Genomic DNA, 24,850 nt, shown 5'->3' on the forward strand with positions numbered 1-24,850 from the left:
CTGTGAACACGACGACATTACGCGACGAGATCCTGCCTGGCGGCGGCCATCTCTCCTTTGTGCTCAAGCGCGGACAGGCTCTGCGAATTACCGATATCGAAGGCGGAGCCAACGTCAGCCTGATGATGCTCAACGCCCATGAGAAGAGCGAGCGCCTGAACCTGCCGGACACCCTGAAAGGCCAGCACACCGCGCGCCTCACCGCCGGGCACTGCTTCTACTCCGATATGGGCCGCGTGCTGGCGGGCATCACCGCCGACACCTGCGGCTGGCACGACCCCTTTGGCGGGGTGCTCAATGCGACGGAAGCCACGGAGAAATACGGGCAGGGGCGCTATCAGGAGCTGCGCAACGGCTTCTTTCGTAACGGCACCGACAACCTGCTGGTGGAGATGGGCAAGTGGGATCTCAACCTTGAAGATCTGCTGATGGTGGTCAACTTCTTCAGCAAGGTCACGGTGGATGAGCAGGGCCAGTTCAGTTTCCACAGCGGCTACTCACAGCCGGGCAGCTACGTGGAGCTGTTCGCCCCGATGGACACCCTGGTGGTGATGACCGCGCTGCAACACCCGATGGACCCCTCCAGAGAGTACGCCCCGCGCCCGGTGCAGCTGAGCTGGCGACAGGCGGACGAACAGGCGGCGATCAACGCCCTGCTGACGCGCCCGGAAAACGAACGCGCCATCACCAACACCCAACTTTTCGCCCTGTAAGGAGCCACACAATGACCGTAGCCAGCGAAAAACGTGCCCAGGACGCCAGCTTCCGCCATGTGATCCCGGCGGGAGAGCCCTACCTGTTCGAAGTGAAAAAAGGCCAGACCCTGCGTCTGCTGGATCTGGAAGGCAACCAGGCGGTAGACACCCTGTTTTACAACGCCGACAACCCCCGGGAGCGCTACGACGCCCAGCGCACCCTGCGTCGCCAGAACAATGCGTATCTCACCAGCGGCAGCGTGCTTTACTCCAGCCTCGGCAACCCGCTGCTGACTATTGTGGCGGATACCTGCGGACGGCACGACACCCTCGGCGGCGCCTGCGCCCAGGAGAGCAACACCGTGCGTTACGCCCTCGACAAACGCCACATGCACAGCTGCCGGGATAACTTCCTCTGCGCCTGCCTGCACGATGGCCGCCTGCAAAAACGCGACATTGGGGCCAACATCAACTTCTTTATGAACGTGCCGGTCACGCCCGAGGGCGGCCTGACCTTTGCCGACGGCATCTCCGCGTCGGGCAAATACGTCGAGCTGCGCGCAGAGTGCAATATCATCGTGCTGATCTCCAACTGTCCGCAGCTGAACAACCCCTGCAACGGCTGGAACCCGACCCCTGCGGAGGTGCTGGTATGGAACTGACGCCGACACGCTGGCAGCGCCTGCGCCAGATGCTCTACCGCCTGTTTGAAGTCCGTGCCGGACGGATCCTGCCGTAAACCTTTTTTCCCCGTGGACGACCATGCGGTGAGCCAGTTTCCGGCGGGACGACCCGCCACGATTGAGTCTGAACTATGTTGACGAAACTCCTGATTGCTAACCGCGGGGCGATTGCCTGCCGCATTCTGCGCACCCTGCGCGCCATGAACATGGGCGGCGTGGCGGTCTATTCCGAGGCGGATATCAGCAGCCTGCATATCCGCGAGGCCGACGAAGCCATCAGCCTGGGCGACGGCCCGGCGGCGAATACCTATCTGGTCAGCGATAAAATCATCGCCGCAGCGCGTGCTACCGGCGCGCAGGCCATCCACCCCGGCTACGGTTTTCTCTCGGAGAACGCCGCCTTTGCCGAAGCCTGCGAAGCGGCGGGCATCGCTTTTGTCGGCCCGACGCCAGAGCAGCTGCGCCTGTTTGGCCTGAAACATACCGCCCGCGCGCTGGCGAAAACGCACGGCGTGCCGATGCTGGAAGGCACCGAACTGCTGGCGGACGTCAACGAGGCGCTGCGGGCGGCACAAGAGGTGGGCTATCCGGTGATGCTGAAAAGCACCGCAGGCGGGGGCGGGATCGGGATGCGCGTCTGCTATAGCGCGGCGGAACTGAATGACGCCTTCGACGCGGTGGTGCGTCTGGGTAAAAACAACTTCAGCGATGCGGGCGTCTTTATCGAGAAGTACATCGAGCGGGCGCGCCACCTGGAGGTGCAACTTTTCGGTGATGGCAACGGAGAGGTGATTGCCCTCGGCGTGCGCGACTGCTCCGTACAGCGTCGCAACCAGAAGGTGCTGGAGGAGACCCCGGCGCCCAACCTGCCGGACGGCATGGCGGAGGCGCTGTGCCAGGCTGCGATCAAGCTGGGCAAAGCGGTCAACTACCGCAGCGCGGGCACCGTGGAGTTCGTTTACGACAGCGACGCCGCCCGGTTCTACTTCCTTGAGGTTAACACCCGCCTGCAGGTGGAGCACGGCGTCACCGAGCAGGTGTGGGGTGTGGATCTGGTGCGCTGGATGATTGAGCTGGCCGCCGGAACATTGCCTCCGCTGGCGACCCTGGCGGAAAGCCTGACCCCTGCGGGCCACGCCATTCAGGCGCGGGTGTATGCCGAAGATCCAGGCCGTCAGTTCCAGCCTTCTCCCGGCCTGCTCACCGAGGTGGCCTTCCCGGCGGACGACCGCCGCACCCTGCGCATCGACAGCTGGGTGGAATCCGGCTGCGAAGTGCCGCCCTTTTTTGACCCCATGCTGGCGAAAATCATCGCCTGGCAGCCGACGCGTGAAGCCGCCATTGATGCCCTGCACGCCGCGCTGGGGGACACCCGCCTGTACGGCGTGGAGACCAACCGCAGCTACCTGCAGCAGATTTTAACCTTCGCGCCGTTTGCCAGCGGCCAGCCCTGGACCCGCTGTCTGGAAAGGCTGGTCTATCAGGCCGCGACCCTTGAGGTGCTCAGCGCCGGAACGCAAACCACGATTCAGGACTACCCGGGACGCACCGGCTACTGGGCGGTGGGCGTACCGCCATCAGGCCCGATGGACAGCCGCGCGTTACGTCTTGGCAACCGCCTGCTCGGCAACGACGAGGGGGCAGCCGCGCTGGAGATCACCCTCAGCGGCCCGACGCTGAAATTTAACTGCGATGCGCAGCTGGCGGTGACCGGGGCGGAAATTGCCCTCACCCTGGACGGCGAGCCGCTGGAGAACAACCGGGTCTACCGGGTGCAGAGCGGCATGACCCTGCGGATGGGCGATATTCGCGGCGACGGGGTGCGCAGCTATCTGTGCCTGCGCGGCGGGTTTAACGTGCCGGATTATCTCGGCAGCAAAAGCACCTTTACCCTGGGGCAGTTTGGCGGCCACGCCGGGCGCGCGCTGCGTACCGGCGACGTGCTGCATCTCACGCCTTTGACCACCTTGTGCCCCGAGCAGTCGCTGTCTGAGTCCCTGCACACCAGGCTCGATGCGGTGCGTACCCTGCGGGTGATCTACGGCCCCCACGGCGCGCCGGAGTATTTCACCCCTGGCTACATGAACACCTTCTTTACCACCGACTGGGAAGTGCATTTTAACTCCAGCCGCACCGGCGTGCGCCTGATTGGGCCGAAACCGGAGTGGGTGCGCGAGAGCGGCGGTGAGGCGGGGCTGCATCCGTCGAACATTCACGACAACCCGTACGCCATCGGCGCGGTGGATTTTACCGGCGACATGCCGGTGATCCTCGGCCCGGACGGCCCAAGCCTGGGCGGGTTTGTCTGCCCGGTCACCATCATCGAAGCCGATCTCCACGCGGTGGGGCAGCTGAAGGCGGGGGATAAAGTGCGCTTTGTGCCCGTGGATATCGCTACCGCCCGGCAGCTGGCTCAGGGGCAGGCCGCGCAGATTGCCAGCCTGCAGCCGCTGGACGTGGCGTGGCAGCCCGTGGAACCGGCCTCGCCGGTGGTGCTGGAGCAGGGGCAGGCTGATAAGCGGCTGGTGGCCCGGCTTTCGGGCGATACCCATCTGCTGCTGGAAATTGGCGATCCGGAGCTGGATCTGGTCCTGCGTTTTCGCGCCCACGCCCTGATGCAGGCCCTTGAGGCGCGGGCGCTGGACGGGGTTATCGATCTGACGCCGGGGATCCGCTCCCTGCAGATCCACTATCAGCCGGAGGCGCTCACGCTGGCGAGCCTGCTGGATACCGTAGCCGGGCTGTGGCTGGCGGTCTGCGAGCAGGACGCGCTGGAGGTGCCGTCGCGCATCGTCTGGCTGCCGCTCTCCTGGGACGACCCGGCCTGCCAGAAGGCGATCGACAAATACATGACCACCGTGCGCCGGGATGCGCCCTGGTGTCCGAGCAACCTGGAGTTTATCCGCCGGATTAACGATCTGGCGAACGTTGATGAGGTCTACAAAACGGTGTTTGACGCCAGCTATCTGGTGATGGGGCTGGGAGATGTCTATCTCGGGGCGCCGGTGGCTACGCCGTTGGATCCACGCCATCGTCTGGTCACCACCAAGTACAACCCGGCCCGGACCTGGACGGCGGAAAACTCGGTGGGCATCGGCGGGGCCTATCTGTGTGTTTACGGCATGGAGGGGCCGGGCGGGTACCAGTTTGTCGGCCGCACGCTGCAGATGTGGAGCCGCTATCACGCGGTGGCGGATTTTGACGACAAGCCCTGGCTGCTGCGCTTCTTCGACCAGATCCGCTTCTACCCGGTCTCGGCCGACGAGCTGCTCACCATTCGCCGCGATTTCCCGCTGGGGCGCTATCCGCTGCGCATCGAACACACCAGCCTGAAGCTGGCGGAGTACCAGCAGTTCCTCGCCGACGAAGCTCAGGAAATCGACGCCTTCCGCACCCATCAGCAGGAGGCCTTTAACGCCGAGCGCGAGCGCTGGATCGCCAACGGCCAGGCCCATTTCGACAGCAGCGATGTGCTGGCGGATGAGGGCGACGATGCGCCGCTCCAGCCGGGGCAGGAGGGCATCGACAGCCCGGTCTCCGGCAACCTGTGGCAGGTGAGCGTTGAGGTGGGCAAAGCCGTCCGCGAGGGCGATGTGCTGGTGGTGCTGGAGTCGATGAAGATGGAGATCCCGCTGCTTGCCACGCAGGACGGCATTGTCAGCCAGGTGCGCGTCCAGCCGGGTTCCCCGGTGCGCGCGGGTCAGTGTGTGGTGGTTCTGGAGAAAACAGCATGAAGCATCCTTATGATTTGCGCCTCGACGTTCTGACGCAGGCCTACCGCGACGGCCGCCTGACGCCGCGCGAAGTGATTAACACCCTGCGCGAGCGGGCGCTGGCTTTGAACCCGGAGTTCAACGCCTTTATTTATCTGCTCACCCCGGGAGAGCTGGAGCCCTATCTGGCGGCGCTTGAGGGCGGATCGCCCCAGACGCTGCCGCTCTACGGCGTGCCGTTTGCCATCAAAGACAATATCGATCTGGCTGGCGTTGCCACGACCGCCGCCTGTCCGGCCTATGCTTACCAGGCCCGGGAAGATGCGACCATCGTCCGACAGCTGATTGCGCTGGGGGCTATTCCGCTGGGGAAAACCAACCTCGACCAGTTCGCTACCGGCCTGAACGGCACCCGCTCCCCGTATGGCGCGTGTCGCAACAGCGTCCATGCGGACTATCCGTCGGGGGGCTCCAGCGCGGGTTCGTCGCTGGCGGTGGCGCTGGGGCTGGCGAGCTTTGCCCTCGGGACCGACACTGCCGGGAGCGGGCGCGTGCCCGCCGCGCTGAACAACCTCGTCGGGCTGAAAGCGACCAAAGGGCTAATTTCCACCGCCGGGGTGGTTCCGGCCTGCCGTACCCTGGACTGCGTGACCTTCTTTACCGCCACCGCGACAGAAGCCAGCCAGCTGCTGGCCCTGACGGCGGTTCAGGATCCGCGCGACGACTACAGCCGCGCCAACCCGGCGTGGAACGGGGCGCAGGCGTTTGGCGTGCCCGCAGCAGGCTTTCGTTTCGGCGTGCCGGACCGGCTGGAGTTTCTTGGCTGCACAGAGAGCGAAGCGCTGTACCACGCGGCAAAAGAGCGTTTGATCGCCCTTGGCGGCGTGCCGGTGACCATCGATTTTTCGCCGTTTCTGGCGGCGGCGTCGCTGCTCTATAACGGCCCGTGGGTGGCGGAGCGTTACCACGTGGCGGGCAAACTCATTGAACAGCAGCCCGATGAGGTTCTGCCGGTGATTCGTGACGTGCTGGGCAAAGCCCCCGGCACCGATGCGGTGGCGGCCTTTGACGCGCAGTATCAACTGCAGGGTTACAAACGGGCATGCGATGCCATTATGGCGGAGCTGGACTGCGTGCTCACGCCAACCTATCCGCGCCCGGTGACCCTGGCAGAGCTGGCGGAGGAGCCGGTGAAGCGCAACTCCGATCTTGGGGTCTATACCAACTTTATGAACCTGCTGGACTATGCCGCCGTGGCGGTGCCAGCCGGGCATATGGCGAACGGCCTGCCCTCGGGCGTGACCCTGTTTGGCCGGGCGTTTACCGACCAGTACCTGCTGAGCTTTGCCGATGCGTTACAGCGTCAGCAGAATCTGGCCTTGCCGGGGGAGCGCGCCCTCTACGAGACGGCACCTGCGACAGCGGCCAGTCACGATCGTCTGCCGATCGTCGTTTGCGGGGCGCATCTTGACGGGCTGGCGCTCAATCACCAGCTGCGCCAGCGCGGGGCCACCTTGCGCGAGACAACCCGCAGCGCGCCGCACTATTGTCTGTATGCCCTGGCCGACGGCAAACGGCCCGGCATGGTGCGCGACCGCGAACGCGGGGCGGCGATTGCCGTGGAGGTGTGGGAATTGCCGCACGCCGAAGTGGGATCCTTTTTGGCGGGCATTCCTGCCCCGCTGGGGCTCGGGAAAGTGGAGCTGGAGGACGGGCGCTGGTTAACTGGGTTTATCTGCGAGGAGTACGGCCTGCAGGGGGCGAAGGATATCACCGCGTTCGGGGGCTGGAGAGCCTGGCTTACTCAGCAAAAGTAAGCCAGGGGAAGGTTAACGGTAGAGCGGCTTTTCGGCCACGGGTATCAGCAGGCCGGACTGCCACTCTGCCAGCGTCAGTTGCGTCAGTTTGCCCAGCGCGCGGTAGAAGGGGTGGCCTGCGTTTTCGGTGAACACGGCAAGAAAGCGGCTGCTCCAGGGCAGCAGATGCCAGGCCAGCAGCTGGTCGCACTCTGCGTCACGGCCGGTTTCCGCCAGCCATGCCGCCATCAGCAGCAGGGCGCCAAAGTGATCTTCCGGCTCGTTTTGCGCCATCTCAAAGGCGATGCCGTTGTCCCGCATCCACTGGCGCAGCGCGAGGGTGGAGTCCCCGAAAAGCACCGATTCGCGATCCAGCCACACCGATCCCCACGGCGGCGCGGGCAGCGCCCAGGGGCCAACAAACAGACGCTGCCAGGCGGTGCGCAGGGGCTCATCGCATGGCTCGCGCAGTTCGTCGGCGACGGCGGCCAGCCGCTCGTTATCCAGCGGCCAGTCGTGCAGCCAGTCGGTCTGGGTCAACGCCGTGACCAGCGGCGCGGCCTCGGGGCTGTCCGGCGCGTAGTAAAACAGGGCGCCCAACACGCGGGCAGTAAAAGCAAACGACTCTCTCATACTTCATCCTTTAACTGCGCGGGTTGCCCCGCGCTGACTCATTATTTACGCTTTTTCAATCTGCACCAGGTTGGTGTGCTGCGGATTACCCTTCGCCAGCGGGGACGGGCGATGGGTGGTCAGGGTGTTGATGCACGAACCGTGGTCAATGCGATCCCCGGTCATGTTGGCATCGTGCCACGCCCCCTGGCCCATGGCGCTGACGCCCGGCATGATGCGCGGGGTCACTTTCGCCGGAATGCGCAGCTCGCCCCGGGCGTTCCACACCCGCACCATGTCGCCGTTTGCTATCCCGCGCGACGCGGCGTCCACCGGGTTGAGCCACACCTCCTGACGGCAGGCGGCCTGCAGCACATCCACGTTGCCATAGCTGGAGTGGGTGCGGGCCTTGTAGTGGAAGCCAAACAGCTGCAGCGGGAACTGGCTGCGCTCAGGATCGTCCCAGCCTTCAAAGGTGGAGGCATAGACCGGCAGCGGGCTGATGGTTTCGTCTTTCTCCAGTTGCCAAGAACCTGCAATGTCGGCCAGCCTGCTGGAGTAGATCTCGATTTTCCCCGACGGCGTTTTCAGCGGGTTAGCCGCCGGATCGTCGCGGAATTTCTTGTAGGCAACGAAATGGCCGTTCGGATCTTTACGTTTATAGATGCCCATCGCTTTTAATTCTTCATAAGAGGGGAGCTGCGGATCTTTAGCCACCATCTTAGCGTAGAGGTACTGCAACCATTCTGCCTGGGTCCGGCCTTCGGTAAAGCGCTGATGCACGTTCGGGCCGAGGCGTTTCGCCACCTCGCTCATGATCCAGTAGATGGGCTTGCGTTCGAATTTTGGCGCGGTCACCGGCTGGAGGAAGATCAGATAGCCCATGTTTCCGGCATAGTCGTTGGGAATGATGTCTTCCTGTTCGACGGTCATCAGATCCGGCAGCAGTAGATCGGCATATTTCGCCGAAGAGGTCATAAAGTTGTCGATCACCACAATCATTTCGCACTTGCTCTCGTCCTGCAAAATGTCGTGGGTTTTGTTGATATCCGAATGCTGGTTGATGATGGTGTTACCGGCATAGTTCCAGATGGACTCCACTGTCAGACGGATGGATGGACTTGAAGTAGTTGACTCAATGCTACTTAAGGTCCTGATATGACTGACATTAATCATGATAATACTGTATATCCATCCAGTTCTTTCTCTGGGTCTCCCTATCTGTATACGCAAGTCTACACCCCAAGTCCTGACACAAGGCTGACACAAATCAAGGACCTTGCAGTCCCGCACTTGCTCGCAAGACTCGCTACGCCTCAGTTAGTCCGTAGAGCCAATGGTCGATATACTATCCGCTTCAGACTCAAGGGACAGACCACACCGTTTCTTTCAGTATCGACCCGCAGCACAGACAGGAGAGTAGCCACAATGCGTCAGAGAGAGCTTGCAGCCACAGCTAAGACCTTCATGTTGGATAGGCCTGAAGTCTCACTACAGGAGCTTACAGAGCATCTCCGGTCTATGGCTGAGCAGTTCCTGACAGACGCTAGTGACGATTACTGGAATGGACTTGAGGTCGCTACTCTGGTCGACGAGAAGTCCAACCTGAAGGAGCTAGCCGCTACGCAAGCATTGAGTCTGGACCAGCAGAAGGGCATAAGGTTAGCGCTTGAAGTCCTGACCGCAGCACAGCAGAGGGTAGACACTGGTGATACCTCTGGTCTGATTAAGCTGATTGATGATAATAACCTTACTGATGACTCAACTATAGGCGACTCTACGTCAATTTTGAGGAACGAGCAGGGGGTCAGCCCACAAGTATTCACGAGAGAGCGCCAACCATCTGTAGTTTTTTCAAGCCTAGTGTCCTCGCTGCTGGCTGAGAAGGTCCAGACCCTGAAGACATCCAGCTACAAGGACCTGTCGTCCTCACTCAATACTGTCTCCCGGTTCCTGCCTGAAGACATGGACCTGATGTCCCGCTCTGGGTGGCTGGCTGTCAGGGACTCTATGCTGGCTGCTGAGGTGAGACCGTCGACGATTAACAAGCTGCTGACCAAGGCGAAGATGTGTCTTGATTATGGTCTTATGAATGGGCATCTGGAGGGCCGTAACCCTATCGAACGGATGAAGCTGACCAAGGATGTTGACTCCAAGCGCAGAGCGTTCACTGACGAGGAGTTGGAGAGACTTCTGGTCCGTGTTGAGTCTGAGTATCAGTTCACACGACATACGGCTCACACGACCTCTGAGGCCCGTAGATGGGCGTCTCTGGTGTCTGTAGTCACTGGCGCTCGGTCTGCTGAGGTCTGCCACCTGACTAAACGTGACATTGTAACCTTGGACAATGGACTGGTCTGTATCGACATCAATGAAGATGGAGACGGCAAGTCTGTGAAGAATAAGCATTCAGTCCGACTTGTGCCGCTGACCGATGGGGCCTGTGGTCTTGACCTGAAGTCCTTCCTCTCATGGGTAGACACGCAGCCTGACGAGGGTCCTCTCTTCGGGATGACTCCGAGCGCCTACTCAAACTGGTTTAACTCAAGGGTCCTGACTGAAGCCCTGCCAGACGCTACGGACGTCTCTCTCCACAGTCTGAGGCATTGGCTGGCGACCAGAATGAAAGAGCGTGGAGTCAATCTGGTGGACGCTCAGGGCATCTTAGGACATAGCAGTCAGTCAATTACGTATGACCTGTACGGGAAAGGACACGCTGTGGGTAGGCTGGCTGATGTACTTAAGACAGCTTTACTTTAAGTAGGGAGACCCAAGGTGGTAGACCATGATTGTTCCTGATGGCTGAACCTTGGGTTACTGAAGTCAGGACTGAAGTTATGGAGGGTGATAATAATCATAATCCCTCCTGACTGTAGGTCCACTGGTGCGCCTTCGGCTGTCTGACTCTAAGTCTGTCTGTGGTCTTATTTAAACTGGTTCCCTAACTCCAGCCCCTCCAACTTAGTGTCTTATTTAGGCTATTTGCATTCTGAGGTAGGATCGCAAATTTAGCCAAGAATTTAAATCCATCCCCTTTTGTGCAAAATCTGGTTGACATTCGCAGATTGACTCCAGTACCGTTCTGTGCAAAAAGTGGTTGGAGTCCAGAATGAGCGAATTTACGGGATCGGCAGCTTCACAGGCTGACTTTATTTGGAAGAATGCGGAAGACCTTTGGGGGGACTTCAAGCATACGGACTTTGGCAAGATCATTTTGCCGTTTACCTTGCTGCGCCGCCTGGAGTGTGCGCTGGAGCCGACCCGCGAGGCGGTGAGAGAAGCGCATGACGCTTTCAAGGATGCCGATGTCGAGCTGGATACCATTCTGCGCTCAACCGCTGAATACCCCTTCTACAACACCTCTGAATACTCCCTCGGCACCTTGGGTAGCACCAAGACGCGCCGCAATCTGGAAGACTACATCGCCCTGTTTTCGGATAATGCCCGCGCTATCTTCGAGGAGTTTGAGTTTGGCAATACGGTGATCCGGCTGGAGAAAGCGGGCTTGCTGTACAAGATTTGCCAGAACTTCGCCAAGATCGATCTGCACCCGGACGTGGTTCCGGATCGGGTGATGAGTAACATCTACGAACACCTAATTCGCCGCTTTGGTGCCGAGGTCAATGAAGGGGCCGAGGACTTCATGACGCCGCGCGACATCGTTCACCTAGCGACCGCATTGCTACTTGACCCGGATGATGCCCTGTTTGAGGCCAGCCCCGGTTTGATTCGTACTCTGTATGACCCGACCTGTGGCACGGGTGGCTTCCTCACCGATGCCATGAACCATGTGGGTGACTACGGTAACCGCGACAAGATCCCGCCAGTGCTGGTGCCGCACGGGCAGGAGTTGGAGCCGGAAACCCATGCGGTTTGTGTAGCCGGTATGCTGATCCGCCGTTTGGAGTCCGACCCAGGCCGAGATCTGTCGAAGAACATTCGTCAGGGCAGCACGCTGTCCAACGACCAGTTTGCCGGTGAGCGTTTCCACTACTGCCTGTCCAATCCGCCTTTCGGCAAGAAATGGGAGAAGGACAAAACCGCCGTCGAAGCAGAACACAAAAAAGGTGAGTTGGGCCGTTTTGGGCCGGGCCTGCCGAAAATTAGCGATGGCTCCATGCTGTTTTTGATGCACCTGGCGAGCAAGCTAGAACTGCCGATCAACGGCGGTGGCCGCGCCGCTATCGTGCTGTCGGGTTCGCCACTGTTTAACGGCGGTGCCGCGTCTGGCGAATCGGAAATACGCCGTTGGTTGCTGGAAGACGACCTGATTGAAGCCATTGTAGCTCTGCCAACGGATCTGTTCTTCCGCACCAATATCGCCACCTACCTGTGGATTCTGTCCAACAAGAAGCCGCAGGAGCGCAAAGGCAAGGTGCAGTTGATCAACGCCACCGACCTTTGGACTTCAATCCGCAACGAGGGCAACAAGCGCCGTATTGTCAGCGATGAGCAGCGCCGCCAGATTCTGGACATCTACGCCACAGGCGAAACCGGAGCGCTTTCCCGGATGCTTGACTACCGTACCTTTGGCTACCGCCGTATCAAGGTCCTGCGCCCGCTGCGCATGACCCTGGAGCTGGATAAGGTGGGCATGGATCGGTTGGAAGCCGAAGCTGCCTGGGAAAAGCTCTCTGATGCGCATCAGACATTCTGGCGTGAAGCCCTCAAGCCGCTGATCGGGCAAACGCAGCCCTATAGCTGGGCAGAAACCTTTGTTAGGGACTCGATCAAGTCCGATGAAGCAAAGCAGCTCAAGGTCAAATCCAACAAGACATTGATCACCGCCCTAATCAGCGCCTTTGGTCACAAAGACCCGAAAGCCGAGCCAGTCACGGATTCCAACGGCGAGCTGGTGCCAGACACAGATTTGACTGATTACGAGAACGTCCCCTATCTGGATGACATCGACGACTACTTTGCCCGCGAAGTGCTTCCTCATGTGCCGGATGCTTGGCTGGATGAGAGCTTTACCGATGCCAGGGATGGTCAATTGGGCCGCGTTGGCTACGAGATCAACTTCAACCGCTTCTTCTACCAGTACCAGCCGCCGCGCAAGCTGCATGATATTGATGAAGACCTGAAGCAGGTAGAAGCCGAGATTGCCGCGCTACTGGCGGAGGTGGCCAGCGAATGAGCCAGTACAGAGCATATCCCGCGTATAAGGATTCCGGCATTGAGTGGATTGGGCAGGTGCCGGAGCATTGGAAGATTGCGCAGATTAAGCGAATTTCCGCCTTGAATCCCAGGAAATCGACCTTAAGTGAGGAAAAGGATTCTCTTTGCACATTTCTCCCTATGGAAAAGCTGAGAACCAATGCTGTAACACTTGATGAAACTCGTCCTATTCATGAAGTGTATGGTGGATATAGCTATTTCTGCGATGGCGATATTCTGATCGCCAAGGTAACGCCTTGCTTCGAGAATGGAAACATAGCGATAGCCAATGGTCTGGTTAACGGCATTGGGTTTGGCTCTACTGAAATCAATGTTCTTCGGGTAAATGGAAAGGGACATAACCGGTTTCTTTACTACCGTCTGCAAGAAGAGCAGTTCAGAACAATTGCCAAATCTGAGATGAGAGGCACTGGAGGCTTAAAGCGAGTTCCAACGGATCTGTTTGAGTCATTTACTATCGGGCTTCCCGACACTGACGAACAAGCCACCATCGCGGCCACCCTCGACCGCGAAACCGCCCGTATTGATGCGCTTATCGAGAAGAAAAACCGCTTTGTCGAGCTACTGAAGGAAAAGCGGCAGGGGCTGATTACCCATGCTGTCACCAAGGGACTAGACCGCAACGCCAAGATGAAGGATTCCGGCATTGAGTGGATTGGGCAGGTGCCGGAGCACTGGGAGGCGACAAAACTAAAGCATGTTGCTGCATTCTCTGGTGGTGGTACGCCATCAAAAGAAAATCCAGACTATTGGAACGGCTGCATCCCTTGGGTCTCTCCAAAGGATATGAAACATGAGGTGATTACCGATTCTATAGATCATATAACTACCAAAGGACTGGAAAATAGTGCCACGAAACTGATTGACTCGGGAGCGGTGTTGCTGGTTGCTCGATCAGGTATTCTTCGTCACACGATACCGGTTGGGATCAATAATGTTCCTGTTAGCTTAAATCAGGACATGAAAGCATTGAGCCTTGATGAAACTAGGGTTAGACCCCGGTTTATACTTCGGTGGGTACAGGGTCTTAACCGCTCGTTGCTTGGGATATGGGCAAAAGAAGGAGCTACTGTTGAAAGCTTAGAGCATGAATATGTAGCGAACACTCGTCTACCTCTTCCAGATCTGAAGGAGCAAGATGCCATTCTAGCCACCCTCGACCTTGAAACCGCCCGCATTGATGCTCTGATTAGCAAGTCGGAACAAAGTATCACCCTGCTCAAAGAACGCCGCGCCGCCTTTATCACCGCCGCTGTCACCGGCCAGATTGATTTGCGAGGAAAACAATAAATGCAATCAGCAGCACATCAGGAAAAATACTTCCAGCAATACATCATCGACCGGTTGGTAGATCAGGGCTGGAAGCTGGGTGATTCCAAGTTCTACAACACCGAGCGGGCGGTGTATCCCGAAGACCTGGAAAGCTGGATCAAAACCAGCGGCCAGCAGGAAAAATGGGACAAGCTGGAACGGCTCAACGGGGCCAAAACCCTTGAAGTGCTGATGGATCGCTTGGATAAAGCACTGGAGAAACAAGGCACCATGCAGGTGTTGCGCCAGGGCTTTTCCATTGCCGGTTGCGGCCTGATCGAGATGACCGAGGCCGCACCGGAAGACAAGCGCAATGCAGCAGTCATTGAGCGCTACCAGGCCAATATACTGCGCGTGGTGCCGGAGCTGAAGTATCACCCGGCCCGTGAATTTGCCATTGATCTGGTGCTGTTTATCAACGGTCTGCCGGTGGCAACCGTCGAACTGAAGACCGACTTCACCCAGTCCTGCGAAGCGGCCATGGATCAGTACCGCAATGATCGCCTGCCGTATGACGCCCAGACCAAACGCCGGGAGCCATTGCTGACCTTCAAGCGTGGGGCAGTGGTACATTTCGCCATGTCCGACTCTGAAATCATGATGGCGACCAAGCTGGATGGAGAAAGCACCTTTTTCCTGCCGTTCAATAAGGGGCGCAATGACGAAAGCGGCACTGTACATGCGGGTAACCCGCCAGGTGAGATTAAGGCCGATGGTACCCAGGAATACCCGGTAGCCTACTTCTGGGAGGCGGTCTGCCAGCCGGATGCCTGGCTGCGGATTTTCCATAGCTTTGTCTACGTCGAGAAAAAGGACGTGGTGGATATTCAGGGCAACTGGTCGAAGAAAGAAACCCTGATTTTCCCGCGCTTTCACCAATGGACGGCAGTGAACCAGATGCTGGCCGATGCCCGCGAAAATGGCGCAGGCATGACCTACCTGTGTGACCACAGCGCCGGTTCCGGCAAGACCAGCACCATTTCCTGGACGGCCCATGACTTGGTGAAACTGCGCGAAGATAACGGCGACGCGGTATTTAACAGCGTGATCATTGTCACCGACCGTAATGTGCTGGACGGCCAGCTCCAGGACGCGGTGAAGCAGATTGACCATCAGTTTGGGGTGATCGCCGCCATTGACCGGCAGAAGTCATCCAAGTCCAAGAGCAAGCAGCTCTCGGATGCCTTGTTGTCTGGCACGCCGATTGTGGTAGTAACGATCCAGACCTTCCCCTACGCGATGGAAGCCATCATCACTGACAAGGCCCTGAAAGGGAAAAACTTTGCTGTGATCATTGATGAGGCGCATAACTCGCAGACTGGCTCTACCGCCGCTAAGCTGCAAGCCGCGCTGGGGATGAGCGGACAAGGCAAAATGTCCACCATGACGGTGGATGAACTACTGGAGCAACTGCAAAAGTCTCGCGCCCGCCCGGACAATATCAGCTACTTCGCCTTTACCGGCACGCCCAAGCACTCCACTTTGATGCTGTTTGGTCGCCCGACAGATCCAAGCCAACCGATCTCGGACGATAACCCGCCGCAAGCCTTCCACCTGTACACCATGCGCCAGGCCATTGAGGAGAAATTCATTCTCGATGTGTTGAACGGCTATGTGCCCTACAAAACGGCCTTCAACCTTTCCAAGCAGCTTGAAGACAGCAAGCGGGTAAGCGGCAAGGCCGCCAAACGCGCCCTGGCACAGTGGATGTCATTGCATCCCACCAATGTGACCCAGAAGGTACAGTTTATCGTTGAGCACTTCACCAAAAACGTCGCCCACCGGCTGGATGGCAAGGCCAAGGCGATGGTAGTGACCAGCTCCCGTGCCGCTGCCATTCGCTACAAGAAGGCGTTTGACCGCTATATCGAGCAGCACAGCGAGTACGGCTTTATTCATTCACTGGTGGCCTTCTCCGGCAAGATGACCGGTAAGCAGGTGATGCACCAGGATGACAGCGAGTTCAAGGATGATGTGTTTATCGTCGATGAGAACGAGGAGTTCACCGAGCAGAGCATGAACCCGGATGTCCACGGGCAGGATTTGCGCTTTGCCTTTGACCGCCCGGAATACCGGGTGATGTTGGTGGCCGACAAGTTCCAGACTGGCTTTGACCAGCCCAAACTGGTCGCCATGTATGTGGACAAGAAAATCGCCAACCATGTGGAGATTGTGCAGACCTTCGCCCGCCTGAACCGGACGGCACCTGGGAAGGATGAAGTCTTTATCATCGACTTCGTGAACGATCCAGAGAACGTGCGCAAGGCCTTTGCCACCTATGACAAAGGCGCTCACATCAGCGAAGTGCAAGACCTCAATGTGGTCTACGAGATCAAGGAGCGACTGGACGAGCACGGCCTGTACGACGAGAAGGACTTGGCCGCGTTCAAAGAAGCCCGCTTCAAGACCATACGTGACATCACCCATACTAAATCGCCACAGCACAAGGCGCTGTATACCGCTACAGCTGGAGCGACGGCCTTGTATAACGACAAGATGAAAATGTTGCGCGATGGCATGGCAACCTGGGAAGCAGCGTTTGAGAAGGCCCGCGCCAGGGGTGATGAGGCGGGCATGAAGTCTGCCGATCACCACCAGGATGAGTATGCCGAGCAAATCAAGGCGCTGATGGGCTTCAAGTCGGACCTGGGGCGCTTCTGCCGTACCTATTCCTATATCGCCCAACTGATTGATTTTGGCGACCCGGAGTTGGAGAACTTTGCCGCTTTCGCCAAGCTGCTGCAAAAGCGCCTTCAGCACGAAGCACCGGAAACCGTGGACTTGACAGGCCTGGTGCTTACTGGCTTTGACATCAATGCTCGACCCGATGACGTAGAAGAAGAAGGCAAAACCCCGGTATTGCAACCAGCAGGTGCAGGCGGTGGTGGAGCGGCAGGCGACAAGCCGAAATTCGTCAAAGAGATTATCGAGAGGCTCAACAGCCTGTTTGGTGAGGCGACGCCGATCCAGGATCAGGTGGCTTTCGTTAATCAGATTTCAGCGATTACCGGTGAAAGCGATGTCGTCATGGCTCAGGTGGAAAGCAACACCCGTGAGCAGGCTATGAAAGGCAACCTCCCCGGTGCTGTGCAGCAAGCTGTTGTTCGTGCTTTGTCCAGTCATCAGAAGCTGGCAACCCAGGTGCTCAAGTCTGACCGTCAGGGCATGACCGCATTGGTTGATATGGTGTATGACCTGCTACGCGAAGGCAAAGACATCGATCTGGGTATGGATTAAGCAGATGCTTGACCTGCTGAATCTGCCAGGCATCAAGCCGGTCGATATGCGCCACGAAGGCAAGTGCCTTGTGATAGTCGCTGAGCCGGTAACGGTCGAGGTGCCGTTATGTGGGGACTGCAACATCCCTATGCACAGACACGGTACGCGCAAAAACAAGTTCATGGACACGCCGTTGTACATGGAGCCCGTCCGCCTTGAAGTTCAGCGCCCGCGCTTTCGCTGTGAGTCGTGCGGAAAAATGTCCATGCCGGAGTTGAGTTTTCTGGATGACAAACGCCGAGCCACCAAACGGCTGGTCGATGTTATTCGGCAACAGTGCCTGGGAACCACCTTCCATGCTTTAGCTGAGCAAACCGGTGTGGCGGTGAACACCGTCAAGAACATCGCTCACGATCTCATTGAGGAACTCTCCCAAACCGTTCGTTACGAAACCCCAGTCATCATGGGCATTGACGAAGTGAACCTGGCCGGAGGGTATCGCTGTGTAATCACCAATCTGGCAACCAACAACGTCTTTGATATGTTGGAGCATCGAACTCAAGAGCATTTGAAGCCCTTCTTCAAGGATTTGCCGGATGCTGACAAGGTGGAATGGGTCTGTACGGATATGTGGCGACCCTTCAAGCGTTCCTTTGCTCAGTATCTGCCCAACGCCAAACTGGTGATCGACAAGTTCCATGTCGTCAAGATGGCTTCTGAAGCCTTGGAAGTGGAGCGCAAGAACTATCAGGCACAGTTAAGCAAAGAAGATCGCATTTACGTCAAAAAGTCGATTCGCTGGCTCACCCTGAAGCGACCCGGCAACTTGACACCCGCAGAGCAAAAGGCGCTGGAGGTTGTAAAGCAGGCGATCCCAGCACTTGCCATGGCCTATGACTTCAAGGAAGCCTTCTTCTGCATCTACGACGAACCCGACAAGCAGAGCGCTCAGAACGCCTTTGAGGCTTGGGAGAACAGCCTTCCACTTTATGGCATGGAGCCTTTCAAAACACTGGTAAAAACGGTACACAACCATTACGACGACATCTTTGCCTACTGGGATGCGCCGTTCTCAATCACCAATGGCTATACAGAAGGGCTCAACGGCTTGATCAAGATGTCCAATCGGTTAGGTCGGGGTTATAGCTATGAGATCATCCGTGCAAAGACGTTGTACTCCAAAGAAGCCCGCAAGGTTGGCAGTGGTATTCGAGCAGGACGAGGCAAGGTCGAGTATGGACCGCACATTCCGACATTGTTGAAGCAGGCAGAAGGTGGAGAGTTGGATTAACGCGAGAGATGGCGCGTCTGAGAATCCAACCAATGTTAGATTTTCGCTGGGTGGTGAAAAACAGAAAAATCCAACCAGAAGCAGCTTTTTTTCCGACTAAGAATCAAGGGTTAGAATGGATGAATTCCAACCCTAGAATGCAAATAGCCCTTATTTAAACTGGTTCCCTAACTCTAGCTCCTCCAACTTTCCATTAGCTTTCAGTGTCTTACAATAATCCCTCACCTTAGGAAGTTTGGGCTCAGACCCTTAACTATCACCCTAGGGAGAGACACGCCTGTCCTCCACCTAACCAAAACCGCTGCTACCCACTGCAAGTAGCCAACCTTAAGAGGAGGCCCATCCATGGCTATTACAATTCAATGCTACTCAGAGTCCACCAATGAGGCCTTCTTCGGTGGAGACCTCGACCATGAGCAGCTACCAGCGCCGACCTATGATGAACCCAAGGCCCGTACAGGTAAGCCGCCTGTGGTCATCGACAATCGGTCTGTGAGGCTGTGGCTGATTGAAACAGGATGTCTATCCTATTCACAGCTTGCTGAGGCCTACCCATGGGCAGACGATGTGTTTACAGGACTGTCACGTGCTACCAGTGGCGCTGTAGGCTCTGGACTCCCCGTCTCAAAGGCTTACCTGTTCGCTGCCTTATACAGCACTAACGACATCTTCTCCCGCAATACTGACATCTCCTACACGGCAATCACGGGTCGCTCCCCGTCTCCTCGCTACCTGCGCCACGTTAATAGTGTGCTTCAGTCCACTGCTGTGAACATGAAGAAAATCCTTATCGATAAAGGGATGATGAATACACCCTCACTATAGGGGACCAGACCCTAAACTATCACTATAGGGAGACCAGCCTCCGCCTCTGGGTCTGATGCGTCAGAACATGCGAACATCTGGTTAACCGACATTAAGTATCTCCTCTAAGTGGTCAAGGTACAGCTAGGACCTCTAGCCACTGTGACCGCCTCTGTCAGACCTCCTGTATGACCTCCAGCTCGTTAGCGTTCTTCAGTCAGCTCATTGGCTTAAGTCTATCACCGCTCACCATCTGGGGTCCTTACAGCTCGTCCTGACATGCGGTCTCACCTTTATTCAGATGGAGACACCGGGTTACCTCACTGCACCAGATGCAAACCTTTTGCAACCGAACGGAAAACTTTTCCTTCTGGTAGGGGGACTTGACGGTCCAAATTTGGGCTGGATTTAAAAGAGGGGGAATTTCCTCCTTTAGCAGCGCTCAGCTTTGAGTAGTCACCATCATCTCTGGTCTTCACACGACCTCATTACCGCTAGTAGCTCGTCTACTCGCTACCTCAAGTCTTTCTGTATGTCTCCTGTTGCCTGTGAGTCTCCCTATCGTTGGGGGCTTGAGTAGGCTTTCAGGGTGTGACTTCAGGAGGCATAACAAAAGGAGTACAACGATATGTCAACTCAACCCTTAATGAAGCATGAAGTAGTTCTTCCGGTCATCGTTGACGGCTATCACTGGGCCTGTAATCAGGACCGTATGTGGAACCTGAACGAGCTACATAGGACGCTTGGGCTTCCACCTGCTAAGGAGCCGGGTCAGTGGCGTAGCTCTCTAAAAGACAAACTCGTTAAAGATGCAAATTTGCATGTTTTAGCAGGACGCTCCGGTGGCACACTGGCAACTGAGGAAGCGGCTATTGCCTATGCGATGTGGGTCTCTGACGATTTCTACCTAAAGGTCATCCGTGCTTTCATCGCTTTACGTAACGACAAAGTGTCAGAAGCTAAGGCGCTGGCGCAGGACTCCAAGGAACTTAAGGGTCTCAAGCCTATAGCCCGTAACTGGCTGGAAAAGCTGGATAACCCGAAGCAGGGTCACACCCTGACAGAGTGTCTTAAGAATCTCGACTTCAGGTTAGGTACAAAGCTGGTATCAGCCAAGGCTCTTAATGCCGTGTTGAAGTCAGGGCGTATAGCTAATCCCTTCTATAGTCGCAAGCTTGACGGTCGAGGACAGCCTGTATTTGACATCTCGTCAGGTGGCTGGATGACCAGCTTCAATCCGAAGGGTCTGGAGAATGTCTATTACCGTCTTCAGGATAACCACTACAACGGTCAGGAAGGGCTTAAGGTCCTCACCAAGGGCTACGAGTGGCTTAAGTCCAACAAGGTCGAGCTGGTTCGTCTCTGCGCTAAGGGAGGACTCTAAGATGATGATGATTGACCCTAGAACACCTATAGGCAAAGCGACCCTCCGTTACCGTGGTCTTCCCACTCGTCACCTCCTGTCCCTGCTGAGACTTGGAGTCGATGACTCTGAGCGCCCGTACTACAGCCGGGACGAACTTATAGCGATGCTGGTCGACCGTGATTTGAGCAATCAGCTACGCCGAGCGTTAGCGAAGCTTGAGTCTTAACCTTCCGGAGATTTCCGGATGAACCTAATTTTAAACACCTTTTGAGACGACCGATGCGGGGAGACCCGTAGGCATAACTGTGTCTGCGGTACCGATGGTCTCAACTCTCCAGAGGAGTAATTACTATGTTATTCAACAACAACGATTGGAAACTGTCAGTCACCGACATCAATCTCTACGAAAATACTGTGAGTCTGGACGGTCAGTCCTATCCGCTGTAGCTCGCTATCAAGACCCTCATTCCGGGCTATCTGTCTGGCCTGCCGTCTACCAGCCGTGAGGCAATGGAGTTACTGGAAGCTCTGGCTGAAGCTGGTGTAGCTATTGGCAACTTCGTCAGTAATGACCTGATGACCGCCTACCAACGCCGCCAGATGAACAAACGAGCTGAGGCTGAGCGTATCGCTAAAGAGCAGCGGCTTCAGGCTGAGCGTATGCGTGAAGAGAACATGACCGATGCAGAGTGGCAGAAAGAGCTACAGCGCCGTGAACAGGTCAAAGCTGAACGCCGGACCTATGGTGAGAACCTCCGCAGTGCTACCCATTCCGCTGGTCGCTCCCGTGCCGCTATCGTCGCTGACATTGAGTCAGCAGGTAACTGGATGGACAACCTGTAAGACCCACGCACACACACAAGTGGTCCTGACCCGATGTCGGGACCCACAGTATCTAAACTAATTTAGGAGATTGATTATTATGACTATGACTAAAGACAGCTATCAGTTCGGCATTGAGCCAGTACGTATCACCGACACCGACAACATTCAGGTTAACGAAGGTCTGCCAACTAACGCTGACCCACAGGTCTATGCTCTGGCACTGGCTAAAGCTGTTAAGACCATGCTGAATGGTGTGCTGAAGTCTGCTCAGGATAACATCCCATTCCCGATTGAGATTCTGCCAACTCGCAATAGCTTACCGACCCCAATCATTGCTCACACTCTGGCTGACCGCTCCGTTGTCGTTCCTGTCCGTGGTGGTGAGCGACCTGAAGTAGTGACCGCTCCGTCCGGTCAGGAGATTGTGGTAGAGCCGATTGAACAGGCTATCCTCGTGTCTCACCAGACCAAGCTATGGGACACTAAGTCCTCAACTGGTTTCACTCAGGGGACGTTGCAGCAGGACGCACTGAACATCTGCGATAACGTGGTCCGTACCATTAACTCTAAGATGGTTGACGTTCTGGAGTCTTCCAAGCTGCTGAAGACCGTAGAACTTCCGGTCCTGACTGGTAGCCTGACCGCTAAGGCAGACACTATCATGGACGCGCTGTATGAGAACACAGAGTCCTCTTTCGGCTCTGAGGTTACTGACTATGGTATCATTGCCCATGAGTCACACCTCAAGGCTCTCTCCCGTCTGGCTGCTAAGCAAGGCTTTGGTGGTGAAGACGCTATCGTCGATATGCTGGGTACAGACATCGCGTACTACAACGGTACAGACCGTGGCGTCTTCATGATGGCTAAGCGCTTCACGGCTCTGAGCTTCGGTTGCTTCCGTCACGATGGTGAGAATATTACGGTGGTCCTTTCACGTGATGGCGACTCTCAGTCCCATGACCTTGAGATTCTCGGTAAGGTATTCGTGGTCGCTGAAGCTGCTACGACCGTCAAGATGGGTGCTGGCTCAGCTACTGCTGTCCTGCCTGTGGTCAAACGCCTGAGCTTCACTAAGACGGCAGCGTAAGACCGTGGGCAAGAGCATCAGCAAGGGCTTCAGGTCCATCGCTAAGAGCGTGACAGGTGGTGGAGGGACTCAGGGTGAGGCTTCTGCTCCATCTCCTATAGCACCTCCTGTAGCACTACCAGATGACACTCAGCAAGCTGTAGTCGATACCCAAGGTCCGGATACCGAGGGAGGCAGGACCCTGAGCAGAGGTAAGTCTGGGCTAAATATCAGCAGGACTTCAGGTGGTGGATTATCACTGTGATTAGTTAACTTGGTCTGGACCTTCGGGTCTGGACTCTATTTAATGTAATGGTATAACATAGCAGATTAAGGAGGCTTTATGTCTATGACTTCCGCAGACCTGAAGTCTCTCCTGACTCTGGTCTATAAACTCGTATTCCTCTCAGTGGGCCTATACATGGTCCTCTCTGGGAGACTCGGTGTGGATGTATTCGACACTTTGTCTAAGGCTGTAGGAGCGCTTCTGGGTCCTTAGGTTTGGACTTACAGTGGGGCCGATGGTTTCTGACAGAAAAATGTGAGAGACCATCTAATACATTAAGCCAGCAGCCTTCCCCCATAGGCCCACCCTGAGTCCTGACCAAGGCCACCGGAGGGTCCTGACTAGACGTCTAGACGTCCATCTAATGACGCAAGGCTGACACAAAGACTGACACAAGGTCTTGACTCAATGTAGGACCTCAGGCCTACTAAGGGTCCGCTTCAAGTCCTTGTAGTTCCAGATGAACTTGATCGGCACGTCGAGCTTATCTTTGCCGCGCACCCCGTCGCGGGTGGCGGTCATCTCCGGACCGCGGGCGATAGCGTCGGTCCAGCTGAAGCAGGAGATTTGGGTTTTGACCGGGTTCTCCGGCAGCGGCATGCGTTCGATGGTGATGGTGTAGGTGGATTCACGCGCGCCGCTGTTGCCGCCGTTAATGCCGACGTTACCGGTGAGGATCGGCAGCATGGCGATGGCGCGGGAGGTCAGCTCGCCGTTGGCCTGACGCTGCGGCCCCCAGCCCTGGCAGATATATGCCGGTTTCGCGGTGCCGATTTCACGGGCCAGCTTAACGATCCGATCGACAGGAATACCGGTGATGCGCGAGGCCCACTCTGGCGTTTTGGCGGTGGCGTCCTCGCCCTGGCCCAGAATATAGGCCTTGTAATGGCCGTTGGCGGGCGCGCCTTCCGGCAGGGTGGTTTCGTCGTAACCCACGCAATATTTATCGAGGAATGGCTGATCGACAAGGTTTTCGTTAATCAGCACCCAGGCGATACCCGCCACCAGGGCGGCATCCGTACCCGGTCGAATCGGGATCCACTCATCTTTACGCCCGGCGGCGGTATCGGTGTAGCGAGGATCGATGACGATCATGCGCGCATTCGAGCGTTCCCGCGCCTGTTCAAGGTAATACGTGATCCCGCCGCCGCTCATGCGTGTTTCCGCCGGGTTATTACCGAACATCACCACCAGCTTGGTGTTTTCGATATCCGAGGTGCTGTTGCCCTCGTTACTGCCGTAGGTGTAAGGCATGGCGCAGGCGATCTGCGCGGTGCTGTAGGTGCCGTAATGACTCAGGAAACCGCCGTAGCAGTTCATCAAACGGGCCACCAGAGAGGCGTAAGGTGAGGAGCGGGTAATATTACCGCCGACAATTCCGGAAGAGTAATTAATGTAGACCGCTTCGTTGCCGTATTTAGCCACCACGTCGCGCAGACTGGCGGTGAGCAGATCCAGGGCTTCATCCCAGGTGATGCGTTCGAACTTGCCTTCTCCGCGTTTGCCCACGCGCTTCATGGGATAGTTCAGACGGTCAGGGTGGTTGATGCGTCTACGGATCGAGCGTCCGCGCAGGCAGGCACGCACCTGATGGTTGCCATAGATGTCGTCGCCGGTGTTGTCGGTTTCTACCCAGTAAACTTCATCGTCACGCACGTGCAGGCGCAGGGCGCAGCGGCTGCCGCAGTTGACCGAACAGGCGCCCCAGACCACTTTATCTTCGCGCGCCTGCTGCACGGCGGCAGCGGCAGGGCGTAAACCAAAGGGCAATGACAGGCCGCCCGCGGCAAGCGCAAGGGATCCGATGGCGGTCGATTTGACAAGGGTACGGCGGCTGATCCCGCCGCTTGGCTCATTATCTGACATGACTCACTCCATTAGGTTCGTCGTTGAGAACTGATTTCAGCCGTGATGACGATCTGGCTAATGGAGGGGAGTGTTACCCATTAAGGGGGAGTTAATATTAATGTACATCAAAACAAAGGAGATTCCCCCGCGTTAACGG

The 24,850-nt window shown here is 57.0% G+C and carries 13 protein-coding genes and 3 pseudogenes; 13 read left to right on the forward strand and 3 right to left on the reverse strand.

Features of this window, described 5'->3' with window-relative positions; translation table 11 throughout:
* The first annotated feature begins 2 nt into the window (after positions 1–2).
* The 4 genes from FHN83_RS22410 to atzF all read left to right on the forward strand — a co-directional run bounded on the left by FHN83_RS22410 (position 3) and on the right by atzF (position 6,908).
* Positions 3–713 carry an urea amidolyase associated protein UAAP1 gene (locus FHN83_RS22410; RefSeq protein WP_139564973.1) on the forward strand — a complete coding sequence of 237 codons (711 nt, stop codon included), beginning with the start codon at positions 3–5 and terminating at the stop codon, positions 711–713.
* An 11-nt stretch (positions 714–724) separates the two neighbouring features.
* On the forward strand, positions 725–1,357 hold the full coding sequence (locus FHN83_RS22415) for an urea amidolyase associated protein UAAP2 (RefSeq protein WP_139564974.1): 633 nt from the start codon (positions 725–727) through the stop codon (positions 1,355–1,357).
* Between the two features lie 152 nt (positions 1,358–1,509).
* Entirely contained in the window at positions 1,510–5,112 is a 3,603-nt protein-coding gene (uca, locus tag FHN83_RS22420) for an urea carboxylase (RefSeq protein ID WP_139564975.1), read from the forward strand.
* Positions 5,109–6,908: an allophanate hydrolase gene (gene atzF, locus FHN83_RS22425; RefSeq protein ID WP_139564976.1), complete on the forward strand. Its 1,800-nt coding sequence runs from the start codon at positions 5,109–5,111 to the stop codon at positions 6,906–6,908. Before uca ends, atzF begins: the two co-directional genes overlap by 4 nt.
* 12 nt (positions 6,909–6,920) lie before the next feature.
* Here atzF and dmsD read toward each other — a convergent pair whose 3' ends face one another.
* Positions 6,921–7,520: a Tat proofreading chaperone DmsD gene (dmsD, locus tag FHN83_RS22430; protein ID WP_139564977.1), complete on the reverse strand. Its 600-nt coding sequence runs from the start codon at positions 7,518–7,520 to the stop codon at positions 6,921–6,923.
* A gap of 45 nt (positions 7,521–7,565) precedes the next feature.
* Positions 7,566–8,600, reverse strand: a pseudogene (locus FHN83_RS22435) (molybdopterin dinucleotide binding domain-containing protein); the annotation flags it as partial.
* 57 nt (positions 8,601–8,657) lie between these two features.
* Between FHN83_RS22435 and FHN83_RS22440 the strand changes: the two are divergent.
* From FHN83_RS22440 to FHN83_RS22485, 9 genes and pseudogenes are all read left to right on the forward strand, one after another.
* A complete protein-coding gene (locus FHN83_RS22440; protein WP_176556516.1) occupies positions 8,658–10,259 on the forward strand; it encodes a site-specific integrase in 1,602 nt (533 codons plus the stop codon).
* Between the two features lie 349 nt (positions 10,260–10,608).
* A complete protein-coding gene (locus FHN83_RS22445; RefSeq protein ID WP_009653620.1) occupies positions 10,609–12,636 on the forward strand; it encodes a type I restriction-modification system subunit M in 2,028 nt (675 codons plus the stop codon).
* Positions 12,633–13,967 (forward strand): restriction endonuclease subunit S, encoded by a 1,335-nt coding sequence (locus tag FHN83_RS22450; protein WP_009653617.1) that lies wholly within the window; start codon positions 12,633–12,635, stop codon positions 13,965–13,967. Before FHN83_RS22445 ends, FHN83_RS22450 begins: the two co-directional genes overlap by 4 nt.
* On the forward strand, positions 13,968–17,225 hold the full coding sequence (locus FHN83_RS22455) for a type I restriction endonuclease subunit R (RefSeq protein WP_009653619.1): 3,258 nt from the start codon (positions 13,968–13,970) through the stop codon (positions 17,223–17,225).
* Positions 17,226–17,229: 4 nt separating this feature from the next.
* Positions 17,230–18,498, forward strand: coding sequence for an ISL3-like element ISKpn25 family transposase (locus FHN83_RS22460; RefSeq protein WP_009653618.1), 1,269 nt, complete (start codon positions 17,230–17,232; stop codon positions 18,496–18,498).
* A gap of 345 nt (positions 18,499–18,843) precedes the next feature.
* The gene (locus FHN83_RS22465; RefSeq protein ID WP_139564980.1) at positions 18,844–19,323 is read left to right on the forward strand and encodes a hypothetical protein; all 480 of its coding nucleotides are present in this window, start codon (positions 18,844–18,846) and stop codon (positions 19,321–19,323) included.
* 607 nt (positions 19,324–19,930) lie between these two features.
* Positions 19,931–20,686 (forward strand): KilA-N domain-containing protein, encoded by a 756-nt coding sequence (locus FHN83_RS22470; protein WP_218015335.1) that lies wholly within the window; start codon positions 19,931–19,933, stop codon positions 20,684–20,686.
* 333 nt (positions 20,687–21,019) lie between these two features.
* A pseudogene (locus FHN83_RS22480) lies at positions 21,020–21,511 on the forward strand (hypothetical protein).
* Positions 21,512–21,590: 79 nt separating this feature from the next.
* Positions 21,591–22,580: a hypothetical protein gene (locus tag FHN83_RS22485; protein WP_139564982.1), complete on the forward strand. Its 990-nt coding sequence runs from the start codon at positions 21,591–21,593 to the stop codon at positions 22,578–22,580.
* Positions 22,581–23,295: 715 nt separating this feature from the next.
* On the opposite strand, the pseudogene FHN83_RS22490 reads toward FHN83_RS22485, so the two are convergent.
* Positions 23,296–24,711: pseudogene (locus FHN83_RS22490) on the reverse strand (molybdopterin-dependent oxidoreductase); the annotation flags it as partial.
* Positions 24,712–24,850 lie beyond the last annotated feature (139 nt).

This window comes from Leclercia adecarboxylata (assembly GCF_006171285.1).
Taxonomy (GTDB): domain Bacteria; phylum Pseudomonadota; class Gammaproteobacteria; order Enterobacterales; family Enterobacteriaceae; genus Enterobacter; species Enterobacter barmai.

What these genes read in the sequence shown, in the direction of transcription:
- FHN83_RS22415 (WP_139564974.1), top strand. Translation starts at nt 725, where the DNA reads ATGACCGTAGCCAGCGAAAAACGTGCCCAGGACGCCAGCTTCCGCCAT.
- uca (WP_139564975.1), top strand. Translation starts at nt 1,510, where the DNA reads ATGTTGACGAAACTCCTGATTGCTAACCGCGGGGCGATTGCCTGCCGC.
- atzF (WP_139564976.1), top strand. Translation starts at nt 5,109, where the DNA reads ATGAAGCATCCTTATGATTTGCGCCTCGACGTTCTGACGCAGGCCTAC.
- dmsD (WP_139564977.1), bottom strand. Translation starts at nt 7,520, where the DNA reads ATGAGAGAGTCGTTTGCTTTTACTGCCCGCGTGTTGGGCGCCCTGTTT.
- FHN83_RS22440 (WP_176556516.1), top strand. Translation starts at nt 8,658, where the DNA reads ATGACTGACATTAATCATGATAATACTGTATATCCATCCAGTTCTTTC.
- FHN83_RS22445 (WP_009653620.1), top strand. Translation starts at nt 10,609, where the DNA reads ATGAGCGAATTTACGGGATCGGCAGCTTCACAGGCTGACTTTATTTGG.
- FHN83_RS22450 (WP_009653617.1), top strand. Translation starts at nt 12,633, where the DNA reads ATGAGCCAGTACAGAGCATATCCCGCGTATAAGGATTCCGGCATTGAG.
- FHN83_RS22455 (WP_009653619.1), top strand. Translation starts at nt 13,968, where the DNA reads ATGCAATCAGCAGCACATCAGGAAAAATACTTCCAGCAATACATCATC.
- FHN83_RS22460 (WP_009653618.1), top strand. Translation starts at nt 17,230, where the DNA reads ATGCTTGACCTGCTGAATCTGCCAGGCATCAAGCCGGTCGATATGCGC.
- FHN83_RS22465 (WP_139564980.1), top strand. Translation starts at nt 18,844, where the DNA reads ATGGCTATTACAATTCAATGCTACTCAGAGTCCACCAATGAGGCCTTC.
- FHN83_RS22470 (WP_218015335.1), top strand. Translation starts at nt 19,931, where the DNA reads ATGTCAACTCAACCCTTAATGAAGCATGAAGTAGTTCTTCCGGTCATC.
- FHN83_RS22485 (WP_139564982.1), top strand. Translation starts at nt 21,591, where the DNA reads ATGACTATGACTAAAGACAGCTATCAGTTCGGCATTGAGCCAGTACGT.